Origin of the sequence: Microbacterium halimionae, assembly GCF_011761265.1 — a bacterium.
In the GTDB taxonomy this organism is placed as follows: domain Bacteria; phylum Actinomycetota; class Actinomycetes; order Actinomycetales; family Microbacteriaceae; genus Microbacterium; species Microbacterium halimionae.
In genome coordinates this window covers 415,302-436,398 of sequence record NZ_JAAOZB010000001.1, presented here as the reverse complement: position 1 = coordinate 436,398, position 21,097 = coordinate 415,302, and the positions used below count along the sequence as shown (strand labels likewise).

At 62.2% G+C, this 21,097-nt stretch carries 18 protein-coding genes; 11 read left to right on the top strand and 7 right to left on the bottom strand.

Features of this window, described 5'->3' with window-relative positions:
• The first annotated feature begins 70 nt into the window (after nt 1-70).
• Together FHS06_RS01985 and FHS06_RS01980 are read left to right on the top strand one after the other, a co-directional pair.
• Nucleotides 71-2,521 carry an HtaA domain-containing protein gene (locus FHS06_RS01985; protein ID WP_167044776.1) on the top strand — a complete coding sequence of 817 codons (2,451 nt, stop codon included), beginning with the start codon at nt 71-73 and terminating at the stop codon, nt 2,519-2,521.
• Between the two features lie 86 nt (nt 2,522-2,607).
• Nucleotides 2,608-2,958, top strand: coding sequence for a potassium transporter Trk (locus tag FHS06_RS01980; RefSeq protein WP_167044774.1), 351 nt, complete (start codon nt 2,608-2,610; stop codon nt 2,956-2,958).
• Nucleotides 2,959-2,961: 3 nt separating this feature from the next.
• Here the strand turns inward: FHS06_RS01980 and FHS06_RS01975 are convergent, their stop codons facing one another.
• Complete coding sequence (locus FHS06_RS01975) at nt 2,962-3,573, bottom strand: zinc-binding alcohol dehydrogenase (protein ID WP_167044771.1); 612 nt, start codon at nt 3,571-3,573, stop codon at nt 2,962-2,964.
• A gap of 197 nt (nt 3,574-3,770) precedes the next feature.
• Between FHS06_RS01975 and FHS06_RS01970 the strand changes: the two genes are divergently transcribed.
• From FHS06_RS01970 to FHS06_RS01955, 4 genes are all read left to right on the top strand, one after another.
• Nucleotides 3,771-4,628 carry an endonuclease domain-containing protein gene (locus FHS06_RS01970; RefSeq protein WP_167044769.1) on the top strand — a complete coding sequence of 286 codons (858 nt, stop codon included), beginning with the start codon at nt 3,771-3,773 and terminating at the stop codon, nt 4,626-4,628.
• Between the two features lie 172 nt (nt 4,629-4,800).
• The gene (gene purM / locus FHS06_RS01965) at nt 4,801-5,952 is read left to right on the top strand and encodes a phosphoribosylformylglycinamidine cyclo-ligase (RefSeq protein WP_167044766.1); all 1,152 of its coding nucleotides are present in this window, start codon (nt 4,801-4,803) and stop codon (nt 5,950-5,952) included.
• 6 nt (nt 5,953-5,958) lie between these two features.
• Entirely contained in the window at nt 5,959-7,419 is a 1,461-nt protein-coding gene (gene purF / locus FHS06_RS01960) for an amidophosphoribosyltransferase (RefSeq protein ID WP_167044763.1), read from the top strand.
• Nucleotides 7,416-8,621, top strand: a complete 1,206-nt coding sequence (locus FHS06_RS01955) for an MFS transporter (protein WP_167044760.1) — start codon at nt 7,416-7,418, stop codon at nt 8,619-8,621. Before purF ends, FHS06_RS01955 begins: the two co-directional genes overlap by 4 nt.
• Before the next feature lie 7 nt (nt 8,622-8,628).
• Here FHS06_RS01955 and FHS06_RS01950 read toward each other — a convergent pair whose 3' ends face one another.
• Complete coding sequence (locus FHS06_RS01950) at nt 8,629-8,811, bottom strand: DUF3073 domain-containing protein (RefSeq protein ID WP_165140806.1); 183 nt, start codon at nt 8,809-8,811, stop codon at nt 8,629-8,631.
• Nucleotides 8,812-8,961: 150 nt separating this feature from the next.
• On the opposite strand from FHS06_RS01950, the gene FHS06_RS01945 reads away from it, so the two are divergent.
• The gene (locus tag FHS06_RS01945) at nt 8,962-9,507 is read left to right on the top strand and encodes a universal stress protein (protein WP_167044755.1); all 546 of its coding nucleotides are present in this window, start codon (nt 8,962-8,964) and stop codon (nt 9,505-9,507) included.
• A gap of 2 nt (nt 9,508-9,509) precedes the next feature.
• On the opposite strand, the gene FHS06_RS01940 is transcribed toward FHS06_RS01945, so the two are convergent.
• From FHS06_RS01940 to FHS06_RS01930, 3 genes are all read right to left on the bottom strand, one after another.
• Complete coding sequence (locus tag FHS06_RS01940; protein ID WP_167044752.1) at nt 9,510-10,115, bottom strand: PadR family transcriptional regulator; 606 nt, start codon at nt 10,113-10,115, stop codon at nt 9,510-9,512.
• The gene (locus tag FHS06_RS01935; protein WP_167044749.1) at nt 10,112-10,978 is read right to left on the bottom strand and encodes a DUF4097 family beta strand repeat-containing protein; all 867 of its coding nucleotides are present in this window, start codon (nt 10,976-10,978) and stop codon (nt 10,112-10,114) included. Before FHS06_RS01935 ends, FHS06_RS01940 begins: the two co-directional genes overlap by 4 nt.
• 130 nt (nt 10,979-11,108) lie before the next feature.
• On the bottom strand, nt 11,109-11,273 hold the full coding sequence (locus FHS06_RS01930) for a DUF2207 domain-containing protein (RefSeq protein ID WP_167044746.1): 165 nt from the start codon (nt 11,271-11,273) through the stop codon (nt 11,109-11,111).
• Nucleotides 11,274-11,461: 188 nt separating this feature from the next.
• Here FHS06_RS01930 and FHS06_RS01925 point away from each other — a divergent pair, with 188 nt between their 5' ends.
• Both FHS06_RS01925 and FHS06_RS01920 read left to right on the top strand, forming a co-directional pair.
• Complete coding sequence (locus FHS06_RS01925) at nt 11,462-14,632, top strand: efflux RND transporter permease subunit (RefSeq protein ID WP_167044743.1); 3,171 nt, start codon at nt 11,462-11,464, stop codon at nt 14,630-14,632.
• Between the two features lie 73 nt (nt 14,633-14,705).
• The gene (locus tag FHS06_RS01920; RefSeq protein ID WP_167044740.1) at nt 14,706-15,338 is read left to right on the top strand and encodes a hypothetical protein; all 633 of its coding nucleotides are present in this window, start codon (nt 14,706-14,708) and stop codon (nt 15,336-15,338) included.
• Nucleotides 15,339-15,546: 208 nt separating this feature from the next.
• Here FHS06_RS01920 and FHS06_RS01915 read toward each other — a convergent pair whose 3' ends face one another.
• Nucleotides 15,547-16,458 (bottom strand): aldose 1-epimerase family protein, encoded by a 912-nt coding sequence (locus FHS06_RS01915; RefSeq protein ID WP_167044737.1) that lies wholly within the window; start codon nt 16,456-16,458, stop codon nt 15,547-15,549.
• A gap of 240 nt (nt 16,459-16,698) precedes the next feature.
• Between FHS06_RS01915 and FHS06_RS01910 the strand changes: the two genes are divergently transcribed.
• Nucleotides 16,699-18,651: a DEAD/DEAH box helicase gene (locus tag FHS06_RS01910; protein WP_167044734.1), complete on the top strand. Its 1,953-nt coding sequence runs from the start codon at nt 16,699-16,701 to the stop codon at nt 18,649-18,651.
• A gap of 132 nt (nt 18,652-18,783) precedes the next feature.
• On the opposite strand, the gene FHS06_RS01905 is transcribed toward FHS06_RS01910, so the two are convergent.
• Nucleotides 18,784-19,833: an Rv2578c family radical SAM protein gene (locus tag FHS06_RS01905; protein WP_167044731.1), complete on the bottom strand. Its 1,050-nt coding sequence runs from the start codon at nt 19,831-19,833 to the stop codon at nt 18,784-18,786.
• Between the two features lie 115 nt (nt 19,834-19,948).
• Between FHS06_RS01905 and FHS06_RS01900 the strand changes: the two genes are divergently transcribed.
• Complete coding sequence (locus FHS06_RS01900; RefSeq protein WP_167044728.1) at nt 19,949-20,980, top strand: M15 family metallopeptidase; 1,032 nt, start codon at nt 19,949-19,951, stop codon at nt 20,978-20,980.
• The last annotated feature ends 117 nt before the right edge of the window (nt 20,981-21,097 follow it).

The window sequence follows — 21,097 nt, the reverse complement described above, 5'->3', positions numbered from 1 at the left end:
GCTCGCCTGCGGCACTGTTTCCGGTGTTCCGCGGCGTCCCCACTCTTCAAGGAGCTTTTTCGTGCAGAAAATGAGTAGATCGCCCCTTCAACGGCTGCTCGCGAGTGTGATCACCGGTGCGCTTGTCATGGCCGGGGCCATCGTCGGTATCGCCACTCCCGCGCAGGCAGCTGAGGCATCCGCTCTGTCGTGGGGAGTGAAGCAGAGCTTTGTTTCGTACGTCGGTGGTCCGATCGGTGGCGGCTCCGTCGTCACGAGCGGCAATGTTTCGGGGTCTTCCCCCTTCGTGTGGAGCGGTGGAAGCAGCACCGTCGACACCGATGCGCAGTCAGGTGAAGCCGCATTCTCGGGCGCTGTGCAGTTCACAGCTCATGGCGGCGTGCTCGACGTCACACTCTCGAACCCCCGCGTTTCGATCGAGAGTGAAACAACTGGCGTGCTCTACGTCGATGCCGTGACGCGCGATATGACGAGCGGTGAATACTCGACATCAACAGGTGTGGGTATTGCGGCGCTGGTACTGTCTGGCCCCGCAATCGCGGATGGCACGGCCACCTACGCGAACGCCGCGACAACGCTCACGGATGCCGGCGTGCCGCTGTTCGCTGGCTTCTACACCGCGGGAACGGCTCTTGACCCTCTCACTTTGACAGTGCCGTACGTCGCACCCGTGGTTCCTGAGGCACCTGCGCCCTCGCTGACGGTCACGCCCTCGGACTCGCTCGACCCGACAGGTGCAACGGTGACTGTCACAGGCTCGAACTACAACACTGATGCCCTCGGACTCTACGGTCCGACGGCAGGCCAGTCGGCCGGGGTCTACGTGCAGATCGGTTGGATCGCAGACAATTGGCATGCGTCTGAGGGAGCGCCCTCGAGCGCTCGTGCAAGTGCGTACACCGCATGGGCGCAGGGAGTGAGCGATGAGTCGCCGTATGTGAAGTGGTCGGTGAACGATGATGGCACCGCGAATTTCACGTGGAACGTCACGATTGATCAGGAAACGCTAGCCGCGAAACAGATCGACGGCGGCACTCTGGCTGTGTTTACGACCGGCGCTGGCGGGGTGGTCCAGGCTGTCAACGAACTCGCAGAGCCAATCAACTTTGCTTCAGTAACCCCGGATCCGAACCCGACCCCTGACACGACCCCTGACACGACCCCTGAGCCCACGCCTGACACCAGTGCCCCACGGGTCGAGGTGACGCCGACGACAGACCTCGACCCGGCGCTCGCGCACACTCTGACAGTGAACGGCACAGATTTCACCGGCGCGGGAGCGGCCAGCGGCGCCTACGTTCTCCTGGGCGAGACCTCGCTGTGGAACGGAACCGGCGCGCTGCCGACCGAGGGCTGGATTGTTCAGGCGTGGGTGCAGCCGGCGCAGATCGTAGACGGCGAGTTCACGACCACCTTGACGGTGCCGGCGGGCGCCCTCGATGCCGGAGTCGATTATCAGGTTGTGACGTCTGCGGCGCACCGCCTGTCGATCACTGACCGTTCCCTCGACACCTTTACGCCTGTGACGGTCGCGAAGCAATCTGCACCGGTTGTCACAATCGGTGGACTGAGCAGCGGCAGCGTTGCACAGGGCGGGACCCTCACATTCGGCGGGTCGGGCTTTGTCTCCGGCGATCGAGTGGCCGCCGTCGTGCACTCTGACCCGGTCACGGTTGGAACCGTCGTAGCCGGCGACACCGGACGAGTGAGCTTCTCCTGGACGGTACCTGCTGACTTCGAGATAGGAGCGCACACGATCGAACTGAGTGTCAACGGCGATGTCGTGGCATCCGCGGGATTCACGATTACCGCAGCCGCAGCCGCAGCCGCAGCCGCAGCCGCAGCCGCAGCCGCAGCAGCCGCCGCGGTCGAAGAGGTTGCCGCACCCACGTGCGTCGCGCAGTCAGTGTCTGGTGCGACCTTGCAGTGGGGGGTCAAGCAGTCCTTCGTGAGCTACATCAATGGTCCGATCGCGAACGGATCCGTTTCCGGCGGCTGGGGCTCGGGTTCTGGTGCATACAGCGCCGAGAACGATCGCGGGCGAGTGAGCTTCGCGGGCTCTATTCACTACACGGGCCATGATGGGCTGCTCGATCTGACGATTTCGAACCCGCGCATCCAGGTGACGAGTGCCACAAGTGCGTCGCTCATCGTGAATGTGCAATCACGGGGATTCAACGGTTCCCCTGACGTCAATGCCTCCGGCGTTGTGTTCGCAACGCTCTTATTACCGACCGCGGCGCAGTCAGCGAACAGCATTTCATGGTCGAACGCGTCGGCGTCGCTCACGGCCGCTGGCGCCGAAGCGTTTGCCGGTTTCTACAACGCCGGTGACGCGCTCGACTCGGTGTCGTTCACATTCCCGCTCGGCGCCGAAGTGCCGTGCGACGGATCGACGGATGCCACGCTCGCGGCGACGGGCGGCACGCTGCCCGGTGAAGCGCTGTGGATGGGAGCATCGCTTCTGCTCCTTGGCGTGGGAGCACTCGTGCTTCGCCGCCGACGGATTCACGCCATCTAACCGACGCGAGCCACAGGCTGGGCCTCACTTCCGTGGGGCCCAGCCTTCTCGCAGCCGAGGGCACCGGGCAGTGAGACAATAGGGATATGGCCGACCAGGCGCCCACTCCCCAGAACCCCGTCGATGGGTCGTTTCGCGACCCGATCGAAACAGTTACCGTGCGCCGTTCGCCGCGATACGGCGTGTTTCTCGTCCTCGGCGCGGGGCTCGGCATCCTCGTTGCGATGATCTTGACGTTCGCTTTCAACGGCACCGATCAAGTCAGCACCTCGGGCGTGACGTACTCAGACACCCAGGTCTTCGGATTCCTCGCGCTCTTCTGCGGAGCCGGGGGGATTCTTCTTGGCGGCGTCGTTGCCCTCGTACTCGGGAGCATGGTCGGGCGGCGCACCGTCGACGTTCGTGCCGAGCACGCTGTCGTTCGCACTCAGGACTGAGCGTTAGGCCAGTTCCGCGATAATCGGGTGAATCGCGGTGTCGAAAGCGGCGACATCTCCGCGTAGGCCATCGGTCACCGCAACAGTGAGTGCGCCGATCCACCACACGCCTCGCTGAGTGAGCGGCAGTACCTGAACGTTGAGTTCGAAAGAGTGCGCACGCCGCCCCACCTGTCGTTCGTGCTCTGCGATAGCGCTTGCGTACGCGCGGTACGAGGTTCCCGGGCGAGACGTGCTGGTCTTGCTGTAAAGCTCATACGCGCGATTGACGTGAGCTAACGCCGCTGCTCCGTGCGGCTCAACGGCGGCCCGAAGCCGGTCCGCACCTGTTTCGGGGAGCGCCAGCAGATCATCGAATCCGCCGACGAGCTCTAGCGGCACGGGTGAAGGGTTGGCCTGAGGCTCGACTGTCATGTCCCAGTACTGCCGCCACTCGCGCTCAAGATCGAGTTGTTCCGAATGATCGCGGGCGACCGCTGGCGACGGAACGCCGCGAAGTGGCGGGAGCTCGGCGGGGGCCCGAATTCCCGCTACCTGACGAAGGAAAAGGGCAAGAAGTACCGGCCGACTCGCGTCCTCGCGAATCACCCACTCCGGACTCCCGGCCCCAGCCATGCGGCCATTGTAGGGCCGCGCACCGCCGGAGGATATGTGCCGGCGGGAGGAGTCTTGCTGCGGCATCCTCCTCCCGAGGGCAGATGTCCTCCCTGCGGCGGTGCGCCGGGTCCTCCCAACGGTGTGAGCGCGGCGCACATATCCACGGGCTGCAGCAAAAAGCGCCCACGGATGCCACAGCCCGCCATCGTGAGGTCATGCTCATTGTGCAACCGGGTCCACGTGTACGCGCTGTCGCGGAGGAGGTGCGCCGCTGCGGCGGTGTTGTGCGCGGAAGCCGGTTGCTGCGCCTCGGGCATTCCAAACACACAATCGCCGCGGCAGTCCACGCGGGCATCGTTCAGCGTGTGCGCCGCGCCTGGGTTGCAACGCCGGATGCTGACGCGCACCTGCTCGCGGCGGCTCGAGCCGGTGTCATCCTGTCGTGCGTCACCCAAGCGGAGCGCCTCGGCTTCTGGTCGCTGTACGAGGGTGCGCCCCATGTTGCCGCGCACGCACATGCCGGACACGTCGACACTGCGCCCGGAACAACGGTGCACCGATCGCTGCCCATTGTGCCGCGGCATCCGGAAGCTCTTGCTGATCCGATCGAGAACGTCCTCGTCCTGGTCGCTGCGTGCCAGCCCTACGAGAGCGCACTCGTCATCTGGGAGTCTGCACTCCGCGACGGCGCGGTGGATATTTTGACGCTCGGGCGCCTCGCGCTGCCGCCGGCCGCTCGAAAACTCATGGCGGATGCCTCACCGTTCTCAGATTCTGGCCTCGAGACCATTGTCTGCAGTCGGCTGCGATGGCTAAACCTGCCGATTGTGCCGCAGGCGTGGATCGCCGGTCACAGAGTCGACTTTCTCATCGGCGATCGCCTCGTGCTGCAGATCGACGGTGGGCATCATGTTGGGGCGCAGCGCACGAGCGACAATCGGCACGATACCGAGCTCATGCTGCGCGGTTACCAGGTAATTCGGGTGGGCTACGCGCAAGTGATGCATGACTGGCCGCGTGTGCAAGACACGATCATGCGTGCCATCGCTCAGGGGCTCCACCGCGTTCGCTAGGTCCCTTCTGTGCGGAGGAGATATGCCTAGTGGAGGAGGTTTAGCCCCCAAAGCACCTCCCCAGGGCGGATATCCTCCCGCCGGAGTGGCGCCGCGACCGCGAGCTGCGCTGCCGGTGCTCTCTTCAGCGCACTGGCAGCCGCATGGGCACGGCCCCCGGTAGGCTGTTCACGTGGCATCCACCTCTCCCACATCCCCCAAGAATCCCTACGCCGACGCTGGTGTCGATACGGCGGCGGGAGATCTCGCTGTCGAACTCATGAAGTCGGCCGTTCGTCGCACGCACGGTCCCGAAGTTCTCGGCGGCGTGGGCGGCTTTGCGGGTCTCTTCGACGCCTCGGCGCTGCGCTCGTACACCAAGCCTCTTCTGGCATCCAGCACGGATGGCGTCGGCACAAAGGTTGCGATCGCCCAGGCTGTCGACAAGCACGACACCATTGGGCTCGATCTCGTCGGCATGGTCGTTGACGACATCGTCGTCGTGGGAGCGAGGCCGCTCTTCATGACCGACTACATTGCCTGTGGCAAGGTCGTTCCGGAGCGCATCGCCGCGATCGTCTCCGGTATCGCTCAGGGCTGTTCCGAAACCGGTACCGCCCTTGTGGGCGGCGAGACCGCTGAGCACCCGGGCCTCCTCGGCCCCGCTGATTACGACGTGGCGGGCGCCGCGACCGGAGTCGTCGAGGCAGACCGGATGCTGGGCGCCGAGCGCGTTCGTAATGGCGACGTTGTTCTTGCGCTCGCATCCAGCGGGCTCCACTCCAACGGTTACTCACTCGTCCGCCACATCGTGACCCGCTCAGGTATCAGCTACGGCGATCACGCCGCTGATTTCGGGGTCAGCTGGGGCGAAGCACTTCTCGAACCCACTCGCCTTTACGCAACGCCGCTGCTGCAGCTCATTGAGACACTCGGCATGGACGTGCACGCACTCAGCCACGTCACAGGTGGCGGCATCGCGGCAAACCTTGCCCGCATCCTGCCCGAGCAGTGCTGGGTTGATGTTGATCGTGCCTCCTGGTCGCCGTCTCCGGTGTTCCGGGTGCTTGCCGATCTCGGCGGCCTTGACCTGCGCGACACCGAGGGCACCTGGAACCTCGGAATCGGTTTTCTCGCTGTGGTTTCAGCAGAGAAGGCGGATGCCGCGGCATCCTTCCTTGCAAACATCGGTATTGCCACGTGGCAGGTGGGTACCGTCTCAGACGGTGCGCGCCCGGCGGGGGAGTTTGAACAGGGCGCCAAGGGCGTCAACGGCGGCGCGGTCAGGCTCGTCGGATCGTACGCCGATGCGACAGGCGCATCGTCTGCCATAGGAGCGAAGTAACACCACATGTGCGGCATCGTCGGAATGGTCGGGCAGGGTCCCGTCAATCAAGACATCTACGATTCACTTCTTCTGCTGCAGCACCGCGGTCAAGACTCGACGGGAATCTCCACCGCCGAGGCGACAGGTGTCATCCACTCGCACAAGGCAAAGGGCCAAGTGCGTGAGGGCTTCCGTACTCGCGACATGCGCGCTCTCATGGGAGAGATCGGGCTTGGTCATTGCCGTTACGCGACCAAGGGCTCGGCTTCGAGCGAAGAAGAAGCTCAGCCGTTCTACGTCAATGCACCGTATGGCATCGTGCTTGTGCACAACGGAAACCTCACCAACACGCGTGAGCTCACCGACGACCTCTTCTACAAAGATCGTCGTCACCTCAACACGAGTTCCGATACTGAACTGCTCGTCAACGTGCTCGCTTTTGAGTTGCAAGCTGTCATGACGACGATCGAGCTCGACCCAGCCCAGGTATTTCAAGCGGTAACTCGCGTCCACGAGCGCGTTGAGGGCTCATACGCTGCTATCGCGTTGATCGCAGGACACGGGCTTCTCGCTTTCCGCGATCCGTTCGGCATTCGTCCCATGATTCTCGGCACGCGAAAAGCTGAGAACGGACGCTACGAGTGGATCGTGGCATCCGAATCACTCGTCCTCGAAAACGGCGGATTCGATGTCGTGCGTGACGTGCTTCCGGGCGAAGCGGTTTTCATCGATTTGGACGGAAACCTGCACAGCCAGCAGTGCTCACCGTCGCCGCAACTCGTGCCGTGTTCGTTCGAGTACGTGTACCTCGCGCGACCTGACTCGATCATGAACGGCATTTCGGTGTACGAAGCACGGCTTCGTATGGGGGAACGCCTGGCCGACACGATCGCCAAGTACACACCTGTCGAGTCAATCGACGTTGTCATGCCGATTCCAGATTCGTCACGACCGGCCGCAATGCAGGTCGCGCGAAAGCTCGGCCTCGAGTACCGCGAAGGCTTCTACAAGAACCGATACGTCGGCCGCACATTCATCATGCCGGGGCAGGCCGTCCGCAAAAAGAGTGTGCGCCAAAAGCTCAACGCGATGTCGAGCGAGTTCAAGGGCAAGAACGTGTTGCTGATCGACGACTCTATCGTGCGCGGAACAACATCGAAAGAGATCATCCAGATGGCGCGCGATGCCGGGGCAAAGAGTGTGACTTTCGCGTCTGCCGCGCCCCCAGTCCGGTTTCCGCACGTATACGGCATTAACATGCCATCGCGCCACGAACTTGTCGCTCACGGCCGCACGATTCCTGAAATCGCCGAGGAGCTCGGGGCCGATTACATGGTCTATCAGGAGATCGAAGACCTTAAGGCGGCCATCATGGAGGGTTCGGACGTCACCGACCTCGACATGAGCTGCTTCGATGGGCGATACGTCACGGGCACTGTGACCGAAGAGTACTTGTCGTGGGTTGAGGGCTCGCAGTCGTCGTGACGAAGCGGTCGCTGGTGGGTGGGCGAGCGCTTGCCCTGGCAGGGATCGTTCTGCTCGCATTCTCGTTGCGTTCGGCAGTCGCGTCGCTCTCGCCGATCGTTGATGAGATCTCTGCTGACATCGCGCTCTCGCCAACGATCGTCGGTCTGATCGGCACGGCGCCGCCGGTGTGTTACGCGATCTTCGGAATTCTCACACCGCGCTGGGAACGTCGTGTCGGCGTGCAGAGCCTTGCGGTTGTCGCTCTGGTCGCTGTAACGGCGGGCATGATTTGGCGGGCATTCGCAACGGATGCTGTTTCGCTCGTTGCGGCCACGGCGCTTATTTTCGCCGCAGTCGGGGTCGCAAACGTGTTGCTGCCACCGCTCGTTAAGAGATACTTTCCTGATCACCTCGGGGCAATGACCACTCTCTTCACGACCACGATGGCTGTCGCGACATTCGTGCCGCCGATCATCGCTGTGCCGGTCGCGGATGCTGCTGGTTGGCGCGCATCGCTGGGGCTTTGGGCAGCCTTTGCCCTTGCTGCACTCGTACCGTGGGTCGTGCTCGCCATACGTTCGAGGGCAATTATCGGTGAGGAGAACCTGCCTGTTGCGGCGCGACGGCTGTGGTCCCTGCCGTTGACCTGGGCGCTTGTCATCGCATTCTCGGCGAGCTCAGCGACCGCATACACAATGTTTGCGTGGTTACCGCTCGTGCTTACCGAAACCGGGGGCGTCTCTGCGGGAGCGGCGGGAGCGCTGCTTTCTCTTTTCGCGTTTATGGGGTTGCCGCTGTCGCTGCTTGTGCCAACGATCGTTTCGCGCACGCGCCACGGTATCGCTGTGCTCTTCGTCGTCGCGATCGGATCCGCACTGGCGGGGGTTCTGGGCCTAGCCTTTTTGCCGACGATAGCGACGTGGCTCTGGGTCGCTCTCCTCGGTCTTTGCCCGCTGCTGTTCCCGCTCGTACTCATGCTGTTGGGAATGCGAACTGAATCGCCGCGCACTGCAGTTGCGCTCAGTGGATTTGTTCAGAGTGCGGGCTACACGATTGCCGCGATTTTCCCGTTCCTCTTCGGTGTGATTCACACCGCGACGGGCGGATGGACGATCCCGCTTCTCACGCTCGGGGTTATTGCAATCGCCGCGATTCCGGCCGCGAAAATTATCGCTCAGTCAACGAGTGTTGAGAGCGAGTTGCGACGTCGAGAGCCGTAAACGGCTTCTACGCTTTTTTGTCTTCGTACTCGTCCGAGTAGTCATCTGCCCATTTGTCGATGTACTCGGGCTCACCACCCTCAGCGTGACCCAGCTCGCGCTCCAGCGCTGCGTAGTTCAGGCTCGGGCTGTACGACTTGAGTTCGCGAGCAATCTTGGTGTGCTTCGCCTTCTGACGGCCACGCCCCATGCGAGACCCCCTCATGGTCTTCGGCTGCGGGTGATTTGGCAGCACCCGCGGTGTTCACGGATCCGGTGAGATAACCGGGGAAGAGTAGCATTCAGAATAACACGGCGCGTGTGCACTCGTGCTGCGCCGCAAGCCGAGAAAGGTGGGGTCATGTCTAAAGAGACATCCAAAATTCCCGGATCCACAGAGAAAAACGCCTTCAATGGCGCCGTTCTCGTGGGCGTAATTCCCGAGCAACCGGCGCGAGTCGTGCACGAAGCTGCGCGCTACGCGAAGGTTTTCGGAGTTCCACTGGTTGTGGTTCACGTCGATGTGACGCGTTTTGTTACCTCGGAAGACCCGGACGGATACGTGCACTCAGCACCGATCGACCTCAACATCGCGACCTCTGAGGGTGAACTCGATCAGGTGCGTACCGAAGTCGAAGCTGCTCTCGCCGACACGGGAGTTGCGTGGACGCTCGACCAACTCGTGGGCGATCCGGCGCTCGCGATCAAACATCACGCCGACAAGATTGACGCCCGGCTGCTGGTGATCGGCACCCGCAAGCGCGGCTTTGGTGAATCGGTGCGCGAGTTCTTCACAGGTTCTGTTGCCGCTCGCCTCGCACACCGCCAGCACCGTCCGATTTTGGTCGTTCCGCTCGGTGACCCACTTTCCGATGAGGATGACCCGTGGGCCAGCACCGAAGCCTGAAATCAGGTGTTCAGTGCCTGAGTGATACCCCGCGCAGCATCGTCGAGGGCGCTCTCAAGCGCATCGACGACTCCGGCATCAAGGGTGCCGCCACGGGCGACGAATGTGCGTAGGTCACCTCGAACACGTCCACGAAATTCATTGATGACGGCATCCGCTCGTTGCACTTGGGCCCGGTTGCGGCCGCGTTCGTCTTCGGGAGCCGTGGGCTCAGTTGGTCGTTGATCAGCGCGAGTTGCGGAGGCAAGATCGGCCCGCAAGCTCTTCATCGCTGCGCGCATGCTTATTCGAACTTCGTCGGCGATGAGTCGCACTGAATCGGCGAGATCGGACTGGATGCCGTCGATCTCTCCGGAGCGTGCTGCCACTTCGGCGCGCCCGGCAGGCGTGATCTCATAGACGGTCTTGCGGCCGTCGATGATTTTGGTCACGAGCCCTTCTTCTTCGAGCTTCGCAAGTCGCGGGTACACGGTTCCGGCGCTGGGCGTATAGGTTCCGCCCGTTCGTTCAGACAGCGCCTGGATGATGTCGTAGCCGTGGCGTGGACCTTCGTCCAGCAGGCTAAGAAGGTAAAGACGAAGATCGCCATGAGAGAAGACGGGGCTCATGACATATCCTCAGTTTCGGTTTCTGCGCTTTCGCCGCGGCGCAACACGATGATGTCGCCGGAGACGGAGTTCGCGCGGACGTCGACGAACGAGCTGCTGAGTTCACCCGTGGAGCCGGCGTAATTGGTGCCTGGCACTGACCCTTTACCCGAGTGCACGACGCCATCGACCTGTACTCGCCCGCTCACGCTTCGCACGACATAGTTTGCGGGAAGTGCATCGTCGAGACGAATAGTCGCGCCGCCGCTCACCGTGTTCAGATTGATCTGGTGGACGTCACCGGTCGAGTCGATGAGCATGGCACCCGAGACGGTGTCGATGTTCGCCTTTCGCACGTTGCCCATGGCGGCAACATCTCCTGAGACGCTATTCGCGCTGAGCGCGCCGGTGAAGTTTCGCGCCTGCACGTCGCCTGAGACGGCGTTGATGCTGATGTCTCCCACGAGTCCGTCGATGAAGATGTCTCCCGAGACGGTGTTGAGCTTGGTCTCTGTGTCGAGCTTGGCGTCGGTGCGGAGCCCTGAAATCAGTGCGCTGGCGCTCACGACGCCCAGGGTGATAGCAACTTCGCGCGGCACGGCAACCGAGATTTCAGCCTTCGGTCCTCCGGAGCCAAAATTGCGGAACACTTCCAAGAAGTTGTCCCAGCGCAACTGCGGGTGATCGATTTCGACTGTTGACCCGGATGCCTCGATGCGCAGATCTTTCGACGTCACAGCGTGAACTTCGATGCGGACGCCAGGTTCGTCGTGCGCTACGACGTCGATCTGGCCACCGACCATCCCGATCTTGAGCTTGCTCACATCATCGATATCGATGATGCGGCTCTGGCCCGGCTGAATGATCCATTTCTCGAGTGTCATGATGTCTACCCCTCCTCGGAACGCGATATATCGCGTTTTCAAAATAACACGATATATCGCGTTTGGCGATAGTGAGCATAAAAAAGTGGGCCTCGCGCACCCGAAACGCGAGGCCCACCAGGAGGGGTCGTTATGAGCGGCTACGGCCGCCGATGACCCGGAACAGGAAGGCGATGAGCGCGATCACGCCAACGACGAGTGCGACCCACAGAAGCCACTGGAGAGCGCTGCTGAGCCCGCCGACAATGGCCAAAACGATGGCGACAACGATGATGATGAGAAGTGCGATGTTCATGGAGTGTGCTCCTTATTCATTCCGGTGTGGAGTTCACCCGGGGTGTCTCATGGACAATGCCCCACAGTGCCAGTAGCACGGACTTGGTCATAGGGGGTTGACTCTGCAGAGATCGTGGTGGTAATCCATGAGATACTGATTTGGATACATACATGTATCCAAAGACGTTTCCCAGCCGAAGGCAGTACGTGTCGAATCTCGCCGTCTTGAGCCTCAAAAACCGTGCGCTCATCGCTCTCATCACAATCGTTGCCGCAGTTTTCGGAGGCTTGGCTCTCACGAGCCTCAAGCAAGAGCTGATCCCATCGATTGAGTTTCCGCAGTTGTCGATCATCTCGACATACCCGGGAGCCTCACCCGACGTCGTTGCCAACGACGTCTCGACGCCGATTGAGACGGCCATCCAAGGCGTGCCCGGCCTTGAGTCGACCAGCGCGACGAGCACGACCAATGCATCGATCGTGCAAGCATCCTTCGCATATGGCACTGATCTCGCTACCGCCGAGCAAAAGATCACTCAAGCCATCGGTCGCATTCAAAGCCAACTACCCGACAGCGTGGACCCCAACGTCCTCGCGGTCAGCACGGACGACCTGCCGGTAATTCAAATCGCTGTCACGGGATACGACGACGAAGAGACTGTGCAATCTCTCCTCGAGTCGAGTGTGGTTCCCGACCTCGAAGATATCGAGGGGGTGAACTCCGCACAGATCGTCGGAGGAATCGGCCAGCGAGTCGTCATTACTCCCGATCAAGCAGCGCTAGCCGAGCGGGGCTATTCGCAGCAAGCCATTTCGGACGCGCTTGATCAGAACGGCACCCTGTTTCCCGGTGGTGACATTACCGAGGATGATCAAACTCTCACCGTGCAAACCGGCACCAAGGTGGAGTCGGTGGATGCGATCGCGGGGCTCCCGCTCGTGCCCGGCGACGCGACGCAGTTCGCCGCCGGAACAACCACGATTGCTGATGTCGCAACGGTAGAACTTACCCGTGACCCTGTCACGTCCATCTCGCGGGTGAACGGCGAACCCGCACTGACGATCGCAATAACGAAGCTGCCGTCCGCTAACACGGTCGACGTCTCGACCGCTGTCGTTGCGGCGCTTCCCGCACTTGCCGATGACCTCGGTGGCGACGCTGAATTCACTGTCGTTTTCGATCAGGCTCCCTACATCCAGCAATCAATCGAGGCGCTTGCGCAGGAAGGGCTGCTCGGCCTCTTCTTCGCTGTGCTCGTGATCCTGGTCTTCCTGCTCTCGGTGCGTTCGACACTTGTGACGGCGATCTCGATCCCGACGAGCGTATTGATCACGTTCATCGGTATCCAAGCATTTGGGTACTCACTCAACATCTTGACTCTTGGGGCCCTGACGATTGCCATCGGGCGCGTCGTGGACGACTCCATCGTGGTCATCGAGAACATCAAACGTCACTACGTCGGCGATGCAGACAAACTTGCCTCGATAATCCTCGCGGTGCGCGAGGTGGCCGCCGCGATCACCGCGTCAACGATCACTACTGTCGCTGTCTTCCTCCCCATCGCATTCGTGGGCGACCTGACCGGCGAGCTTTTCCGTCCGTTCGCGGCGACTGTGGCAATCGCGATGATTGCCTCGCTCTTCGTCGCGCTGACAATCGTGCCGGTGCTGGCTTACTGGTTCTTGAAGCCAGGAAAACCCCTGCGTACCGACGACGGCACGATTGTGGATCCGGAAGACCCGACAGCGCCTCCCAGCAGGCTGCAGCGTGGGTATCTCCCGGTGTTGAACTGGACCCTCCACCACTCCTGGATCACACTCGGAATCGCCGCACTCGTACTCGGAGGCACAGCCGCGGCTGTGCCTTTCATGAAGACGAACTTCTTGGGTGACTCTGGTCAGAACACCTTCACCGTCTCGCAGGAGCTGGGCGCAGCCGCGAGCCTCGACGCTGAGGATGCTGCCGCGGCCCAGGTAGAAGAAGCGCTGGCAGACGTCGACGGTATCGAGACAATTCAGGTGTCTATCGGCTCAAGCGGTTCGGCGCTGCGCGATGCGTTCTCGGGTGGAAGTGCCGGGATCACCTACTCGATCACAACTGACACGAACGCCGACCAGGTCGTCGTCCGTGAAGAGACACAGCAGGCAGTCGCAGACCTCACCGATGCTGGAACGATCACTGTCTCAGCATCCAGTGGCGGCTTTGGGTCGAGTGACATTGCGATCAACGTTTCGGCGCCAGATCAGAGCACGCTTCAGGATGCCACGGACGCTGTCGTTGCCTCGCTCGATGGTGACGAGGGCATCAGTCAAGTGTCGAGTAATCTTTCCGAGTCGCTCCCCTACATTGCGGTAGCTGTCGACCGCGATCAGGCTGCGGCCCTCGGGCTGTCCGAGGTTGCGGTGGGTGCACTGGTATCGAACACTATGCAGCCGCAGTCCGTGGGAAGCGTCGAGATCGATGACACGACGCTCACGGTGTACCTGGCAGCATCCGAAACTCCGGCAACTCTCGATGAACTGCGCGCCCTTGAGGTGCCGAGCGCAACCGGCCCGGTGCGGCTTGATTCCGTCGCAACGGTCGATGAGAGCACCGGCCCCACATCGATCACGACCGAACGAGGGGAACGCACGTCGACAGTGACAGTGACACCGTCGGGCGACGACCTCACCGCGGCCACGTCGACAGTCGAGTCGGCTCTTGACGACGTCACGCTTCCCTCGGCCGCTGGCGCCGAAATTGGCGGGGTGGCCACGCAGCAATCGGACGCCTTCTCGCAGCTGGGGCTCGCGCTTCTCGCGGCGATCCTGATCGTGTACATCGTGATGGTCGCAACATTCAAGTCACTGCGTCAACCGTTGGAGCTGCTGATATCGGTGCCGTTCGCGGCCACTGGAGCGATTCTTCTCCTGATCGCCACAGGTGTGCCTTTCGGGGTGCCATCGCTCATCGGCGTTCTGATGCTGATCGGCATCGTCGTGACGAACGCCATCGTGCTCGTCGATCTCGTCAATCAGTACCGAATCAAGGGACTGTCAGCAATCGATGCGACGATCGCGGGGAGCTCACGGCGACTTCGCCCGATTCTGATGACGGCTCTCGCGACGATCTTCGCGCTGACACCCATGGCGTTGGGTATTACCGGCCACGGCGGTTTCATTTCGCAGCCGCTCGCAATCGTGGTTATCGGTGGACTGGTTTCCTCGACCGTACTGACTCTGCTCGTGCTGCCGACGCTCTATAACCTCGTTGAGGGTGCCCGAGAACGCCGCGCCGCGCGGCGCGGGAGCGAAGGATCAGGCGACGTCGAGAGCGCAGCGAAGCCCCGGAAAGCGACCTCGCGGCGCGCGCTCCGCGAGGCTGATTCACGCAGCTAGGCGGCGTGGGCCCGGCGGCTGCTTCGGTCTGCTGTGCCGGTTTTTGAGGTGCGCTGCTGGCTACCGAGACCGCGTGGATGAATACACCGGCCCACCCAAACATCGCGGTGAAAGCGATCGCTTCGAATGCGGCAGCGTTGATGAGTTGCGGCGCGAAGAGAGCGCCCGCTACGGCGAGGTAGCAAATCACTCCGGTTGTGGTGCGACGCAGTACGCGCGAAATTCCTCGGAGCATCCAGGGGGTTGTGGCAAGGAGCCCAGCGAATCCGGCGATCATGCCGTACGCCACGACGTTGTGAAGACCCTCATTGAGCGTGAGAGGGATACAACCGGCGAGCGACAGGTTGGCGCCGATCAGAGCGAGAAAGACAGTTGTGACGCCAGCAGTACCTCGGGCCGCATTCCTGCGGGTGAGGCGTCGAAGATCGGATCGTATCCGGCAGGTGAAAACAATCACAAGCATGCCTGCGACGGCCAGCGTTGCGTTGAACACGGTGCCGGATGTGGTGGAGAACATTCCGAGACGACTGAAGTGGAGGTGCCACCACACGGGATCCGTGGTGGTGAAGATTGCGAAACACACCCCCACGACGAGAACGCCCATAATCGCAAGCCCAAGCTGCGTCGGTGCGACGCGGATCGCGCTGAGGGCACGGAGAGGGCGCAGCGTTGCTACTCGTCGAAGTGGGCTTTCAATCGAAAATGAGACAGCGCTGCTCATGGGGGCACCCTTCACCCGTAAGGTCGAACCCCACCGGAGCGAATGCGACCCCCGTCACCGCGCCCGATAGGTGAGCGCTGGGCACCCGGCGCGCTCAGCGCAGCGGTAAACCGCCGCGCTCAGGATACTGGCGTCGTGTTACGAGGAAGTGCCGAGCATCGTGTGTGCGAGGAGTGTGACCTAATGAGTCGCGTCAGTCGCGCCCGTATTCAATGCCCCAGTTGAGGTCCCACGACTCGAGTGGTGAGAGCCAGCGAAGCGATTGCCCCGAATTGAAAGCATCGGCTGGTGCACTCATCGGCTCGATAGCAACAGCCAACTCGTGGCCCGGGTACCGGTCCGTTGTGAACACCTGCAGGTACTCGAAATCTTCGCCTGCCCACACGGTGAGCGTTCGACCGTCGGGTGCGCGAAGTGTGCCGCTGATGCGCCCATCTTGATCGCGCGCGATAGCTCCAAAAGCGGTGTCTATCGACAGATCCCCGACACGACGCGGCGACCGCAGGTCGTGTGCGTCATCAACGGGTACATGCCCGATCGGCAACTTTCGGTCGTCGAGTTCGAAGCGCTCTGCTGCCGCGACATCGATCGTGAGATCAGCTGTCGCAACATCGCCGATGCAGACGTAAGGATGGGTGCCGAGAGCAACTGGCGCTAGCTGTGCCCCAACATTCTTGATCGTGTGTGAGACCGTGAGTCCGTTGTCCGCGAGACGGTACGTCACAGTGGTTTCAAGCTGAAACGGATACCCCGTTTGCGGGTACACGACGGCGCGAAGAGTGACGGCATCCGTTTCGAGAGTAACCACGTCGTACGGCGCAAAACGCAAGAGTCCGTGAGAGGCATTGCCGAAGGCAGGTTCGGTGATTGCCAGTTGTCGAGTCTGTCCGTCCTGCGTCCACTTGCCATCCCGGATGCGGTTGGGCCAGGGCACGAGGACGATTCCTGAGGCCGCCGGTGTCGGGATGCCGTCAGGGTAGCGGGGAACGAGATCGACGCCATCGATACTCAGCGAGCGCAAAGCGCCGCCGACCTGGGACACCTCCGCTTGAGAGTGTGCAGACGTGAGGGTATAGCGGTGCCCGGTCGGATCGGCGAGTGTCATCGGTGTGTGCTCCTTCGCTGTCTGTAGCGTACGGGGAGAGAACTCTCAGGACCGCACGCTACAGTGGAGTGTCGGCTTCGGACATTGCGCGTGAGCGCAAATGGGTTTTGTGAGTCCTTGGGGCCGATGGTGTGTGTCGATCGATACTCATCACCATCAGTGAATGCCCCCGACCCAAGACGCTCGGGCTAGCCGCGATGTGCGGCGTCGTTCGCTTTGCGAATAAACCCAGAAAGACTCATGCCTCAAAATAAAAAGCCGGCAGGTACTCGACCTGCGAAGAACTTCGACCCGAAGTACGCGCCGAAGACTTCATATCAAGATCGCAAGCGCCGTCCCGACGCCGTTGGTGCCACGAAACCTGGATCGAAGAGCCCGAGCCACCGCGGATACCGGGCCCAGTCCGAAGACACCGCTCCCACGAAGCGTCGCTGGAACGCTGATGAGCGCGCCGCGCGCGAGGGCACACGCCCCGCCCGTGAGGCTGGCAGCTACGATCGTCCGCGTCGCTCGTTCGACCAGGATGCCGCGCCTCGCCGTGGTGCTTCCGAGCGTTCGTCGGGCGGTCCTCGCCGCGATTTCGCTCCCCGTCAGGATCGGAGTGACCGTCCGCGTCGCGACTTCAACGATCGTCCTCGCCAGGACCGTGATGACCGTCCCCATCAGGGCTTCGCTCCGCGCCGCGACTTCAACGATCGTCCGCGTCAAGACCGTGATGACCGTCCCCGTCGCGACTTCAACGATCGTCCGCGCCAAGACCGCGATGATCGCCCCCGCCGCGAATCGAACGACCGTCCCCGTCGCGAATCTGCGTCGCGCCCCAATTTCACACCACGCCCGGACCGCAACGATCGTCCGCGCCGTGACTCCAGCGATCGTCCGCGTCGCACCGACACTGGCAACCGTTCCGACTGGAACGCGCAGCCCAAGTCGAAAGCGCACGAAGACCACATCGATGTCGTCCATGAGCGCCTTCAGGCAGAAGCTGTCGACGCGACAATCACTACCGGCGAGTCTTTCGGGGACCTCGGTCTCGGGCAGAACCTCGTTCGCGTACTGAACGACCTCGGTGCACCCCACCCCTTCCCGATTCAGGCAGCAACGATCAAACCGATCCTGGATGGACGCGACGTGCTTGCACGTGGTCGCACCGGGTCTGGCAAGACCATCGCCTTCGGCGCACCGCTGGTGGAGTCAGTCCTCCGCGCCCAGGCCGGCGCTAAGCGCGACTTCGGTCGCAAGCCCCGCGCTCTCATCATGGCGCCGACACGCGAGCTCGCGCTCCAGATCGACCGCACGGTGCAGGCACTTGCTCGTAGCGTGGGCCTGTTCACCACGCAGATCTACGGCGGCGTGCCCCAGGCTCGCCAGGTAGGCGCCCTCCGTAAGGGCGTTGACATCATCATTGGCACGCCCGGTCGTATCGAAGACCTCGTCAACCAGGGCAAGCTCGACCTCTCCGAGGTCAGCATCGCGGTGCTCGATGAGGCTGACCACATGTGCGAGCTCGGATTCCTTGAGCCTGTGCAGCGTATTCTGCGTCACACCGCAGATTCCAGCCAGAAGCTGCTCTTCTCGGCAACACTTGACCGTGAGGTCGCAGCTCTTGTCGACGAGTTCCTCGTGGAGCCGGCAGTGTATGAAGTTGCCGGCGAAGACCAGGACTCGGGCACGATCGACCACCGCGTCATCGTGATCGATCACCGCGACAAAGCTGAGATCCTGACATCCCTCGTTGACCGTGACGGCAAGACGCTCGTTTTCGCCCGCACCCGGGCGTATGCCGAGATGCTCGCTGAGCAGTTCGATGAGGCAGGCATCTCTGCTGTCGCGCTGCACGGTGACCTCAACCAGGCCAAGCGCACGCGCAACCTGCAGCGTCTGACCTCGGGCCGTGTGAACGTGCTCGTTGCGACAGACGTTGCGGCACGAGGCATCCACGTTGATGACATTGATCTCGTCATTCAGGCTGACCCGCCGGACGAGTACAAGACCTACCTGCACCGCTCAGGCCGCACCGGCCGCGCAGGGCGCCTGGGTACGGTCGTCACGATCATCACGCGCCAGCGTCGTCGGCGTATGACGGAGATGCTCGACCGCGCCGAGATAGAGGCGCCGTTCGACGATGTGCGCATCGGTGACGACCTGATCGAAGAACTCAGTGGCCGACAGCTCGCGAACGTAACCGCGTAGTCAGCACGACCGCAGCGTAGGTAGCACCAGCTACGCATCGAGCGGAGGAGGTGAGCCGAGCGGAGGATCCGTGCCACGGCTCAGCTCCTCCGCTCGACGCATTTCCTCCCTCGGGAACTGCTCGCCGGTGGTCTAGAACAGTCGAGCGGCGGCAGCAGACTTCGTCTGGATCACACGGCTGGGTGTGGAAGTTTGGCGTGGGCGAAACCGGGCGGTTTCTTCTTCAGCACTTCCGTCGAGTTTGTATGCGCGAAGCAGGGGGCGTACGCGTCGAGACAGCCACTGGCGATACTGCTTGGGCGCCTGAGCGGATGCCCCGGGGTACAAGCCGAGGTACGACGATACGAGCTCGGGGTGCTCTCGTCGCAACCATGCCATGAACCACGGTTTCACCCCTGGACGCAGGTGCATTGCTCCGTAGATCACACGGGCCGCCCCGGCCTCTCGAATGCGCGACAGTGCGTTCTGCAGTGCAGGCATCGAGTCGGTGAGGTGCGGCATGATCGGCATCATGAACACCGTCACGCGAAAGCCAGCGTCGGTGGCCGCGCGAACTGTATCGAGGCGTGCGTGGGTAGAAGGCGTGCCGGGCTCGACAGACTTCTGAAGGTCGTCGTCGAAGATGGCGATCGACATCGCGATCGACACATCAACAACGGATGCCGCCGCCACGAGCTGCGGTAGATCTCGCCGAAGCAACGTTCCTTTCGTGAGTACCGAGAATGGTGTTCCGGACTCGGCCAGCGCATCGATGATTCCCGGCATAAGCCGGTAGCGGCCTTCGGCTCGCTGGTAAGGGTCGGTGTTGGTGCCGAGGGCGACGTGTTCGCGCCCCCACGAACCGCGGCGCACTTCAGCGCGGAGTACTTCGGCAATGTTTGCCTTGACGATGATCTGCGAGTCAAAATCGCGACCAGTGTCGAGGTCAAGATACGCGTGGCTACCGCGCGCAAAGCAGTACACGCAGGCATGAGAGCAGCCACGGTAGGGGTTCACCGTCCAGTCGAACGGCATTTCCGAAGTGCTGGGAACGCGGTTGAGCGCGGAGCGAGCCATGACCTCGTGAAATGTAACGCCCGCGAAGTCCGGAGTCGTCACAGAGCGAACGAGGTCATCGGTGCTATCGAGTCCTGAAAGCGCCGCTTCGTCGATTGTGCCCAGCTGTTGACCTTGCCATCTCATGCGGTAATCCGAACATGTGTTCTATAAAATGTCAAAATGAGTGCCTTGAAAATAGAACGCACCGCGCGAAAGGCGCCTGCGCTTTCAGCGACAGAGCATCAGCGACAATGGATTGATGGCTTCTCCTGATGTACCCGTTTCGCGCCGCGCTCGTCGCGACGCGCGACGCCGCTCGCTTCGGCGTGGGTGGCTTGCGGTTGGTTCATCCGTCCTGGGCTTGGGGACTATCGTCGCCATTGTTATGGCGCTCACAGCGCCTCCGCTGAGCGAAGACACCACTCTCGTGCAGCAATCCGCTGCCGCAAGCACTGCAACAAGCGCTGCCCCGATGGTTGTTGAAGCGTTGCCAGTGCCACAAATGAGTACCTCGCCAAGTGGCTCGGGGTCCTCGGGTGAAGCGGCGTCGGGCGAGTCAGACGCCGCTGTGTGCGACGACACCGCTGTCACCGAGGCGCTCGCCGCAGGAGATGACGGTGGCGCAATCGCCGCCGTGGGCGGGGCAGAGGCTTTTCGCGATGCTGTTGCGAGTGGGTCTGCGCCGTGCGTCTCGTTGAGCGACGCGGCGCGCGTCTGGACGGTAGTAAATAAGCAGCGTGCGTACGACCCGCTGGAGTATCAGCCGACTCCCCGCAAACTCCCCGACAGCGTGCGCAACCTTGCGGGTGGCAGTCTGCGTTCGGATGCTGCCGGCGCTCTCACCTCGATGGTCGCGGATGCTGCGGATGCCGGCGTGGGAGAAATCGCTCTCGAGAGTGGATACCGGTCATACCGCACGCAGCAATCCACCTACGGAAACCACGTGGCAGACATGGGCCAGGGTGAGGCTGACAAAGTCAGCGCACGCCCGGGCTTCAGTGAACATCAGTCTGGCCTTGCGGCCGATGTCGTAGCCTGCGGCGCCGATGGCTGCACCTCGCTCGACGGGCTTGCCGGCACAGCGCAAGGCGATTGGGTTGCCGAGCACTCGTGGGAGTACGGCTTCATCGTTCGCTACGAAGATGGGTACACCGACACAACGGGATACTCGCCGGAACCATGGCATTTGCGCTACATCGGCACCGATCTTGCCGCGGCCTATCACGACGGAAATTGGCACACCCTGGAAGACTTCTTCGCGCTTCCCGCGGCACCCGACTACGTGGACTGAGCGCTCGGGAGCGTGCACTGTGGCATCCCACAAGTGCGACACCGAGTTCCTGCTGGCATGAGATGGAATGCCACATCCCCCCTTCGGTCGCTGCGCCTTCGCGACATAGAATTAGGG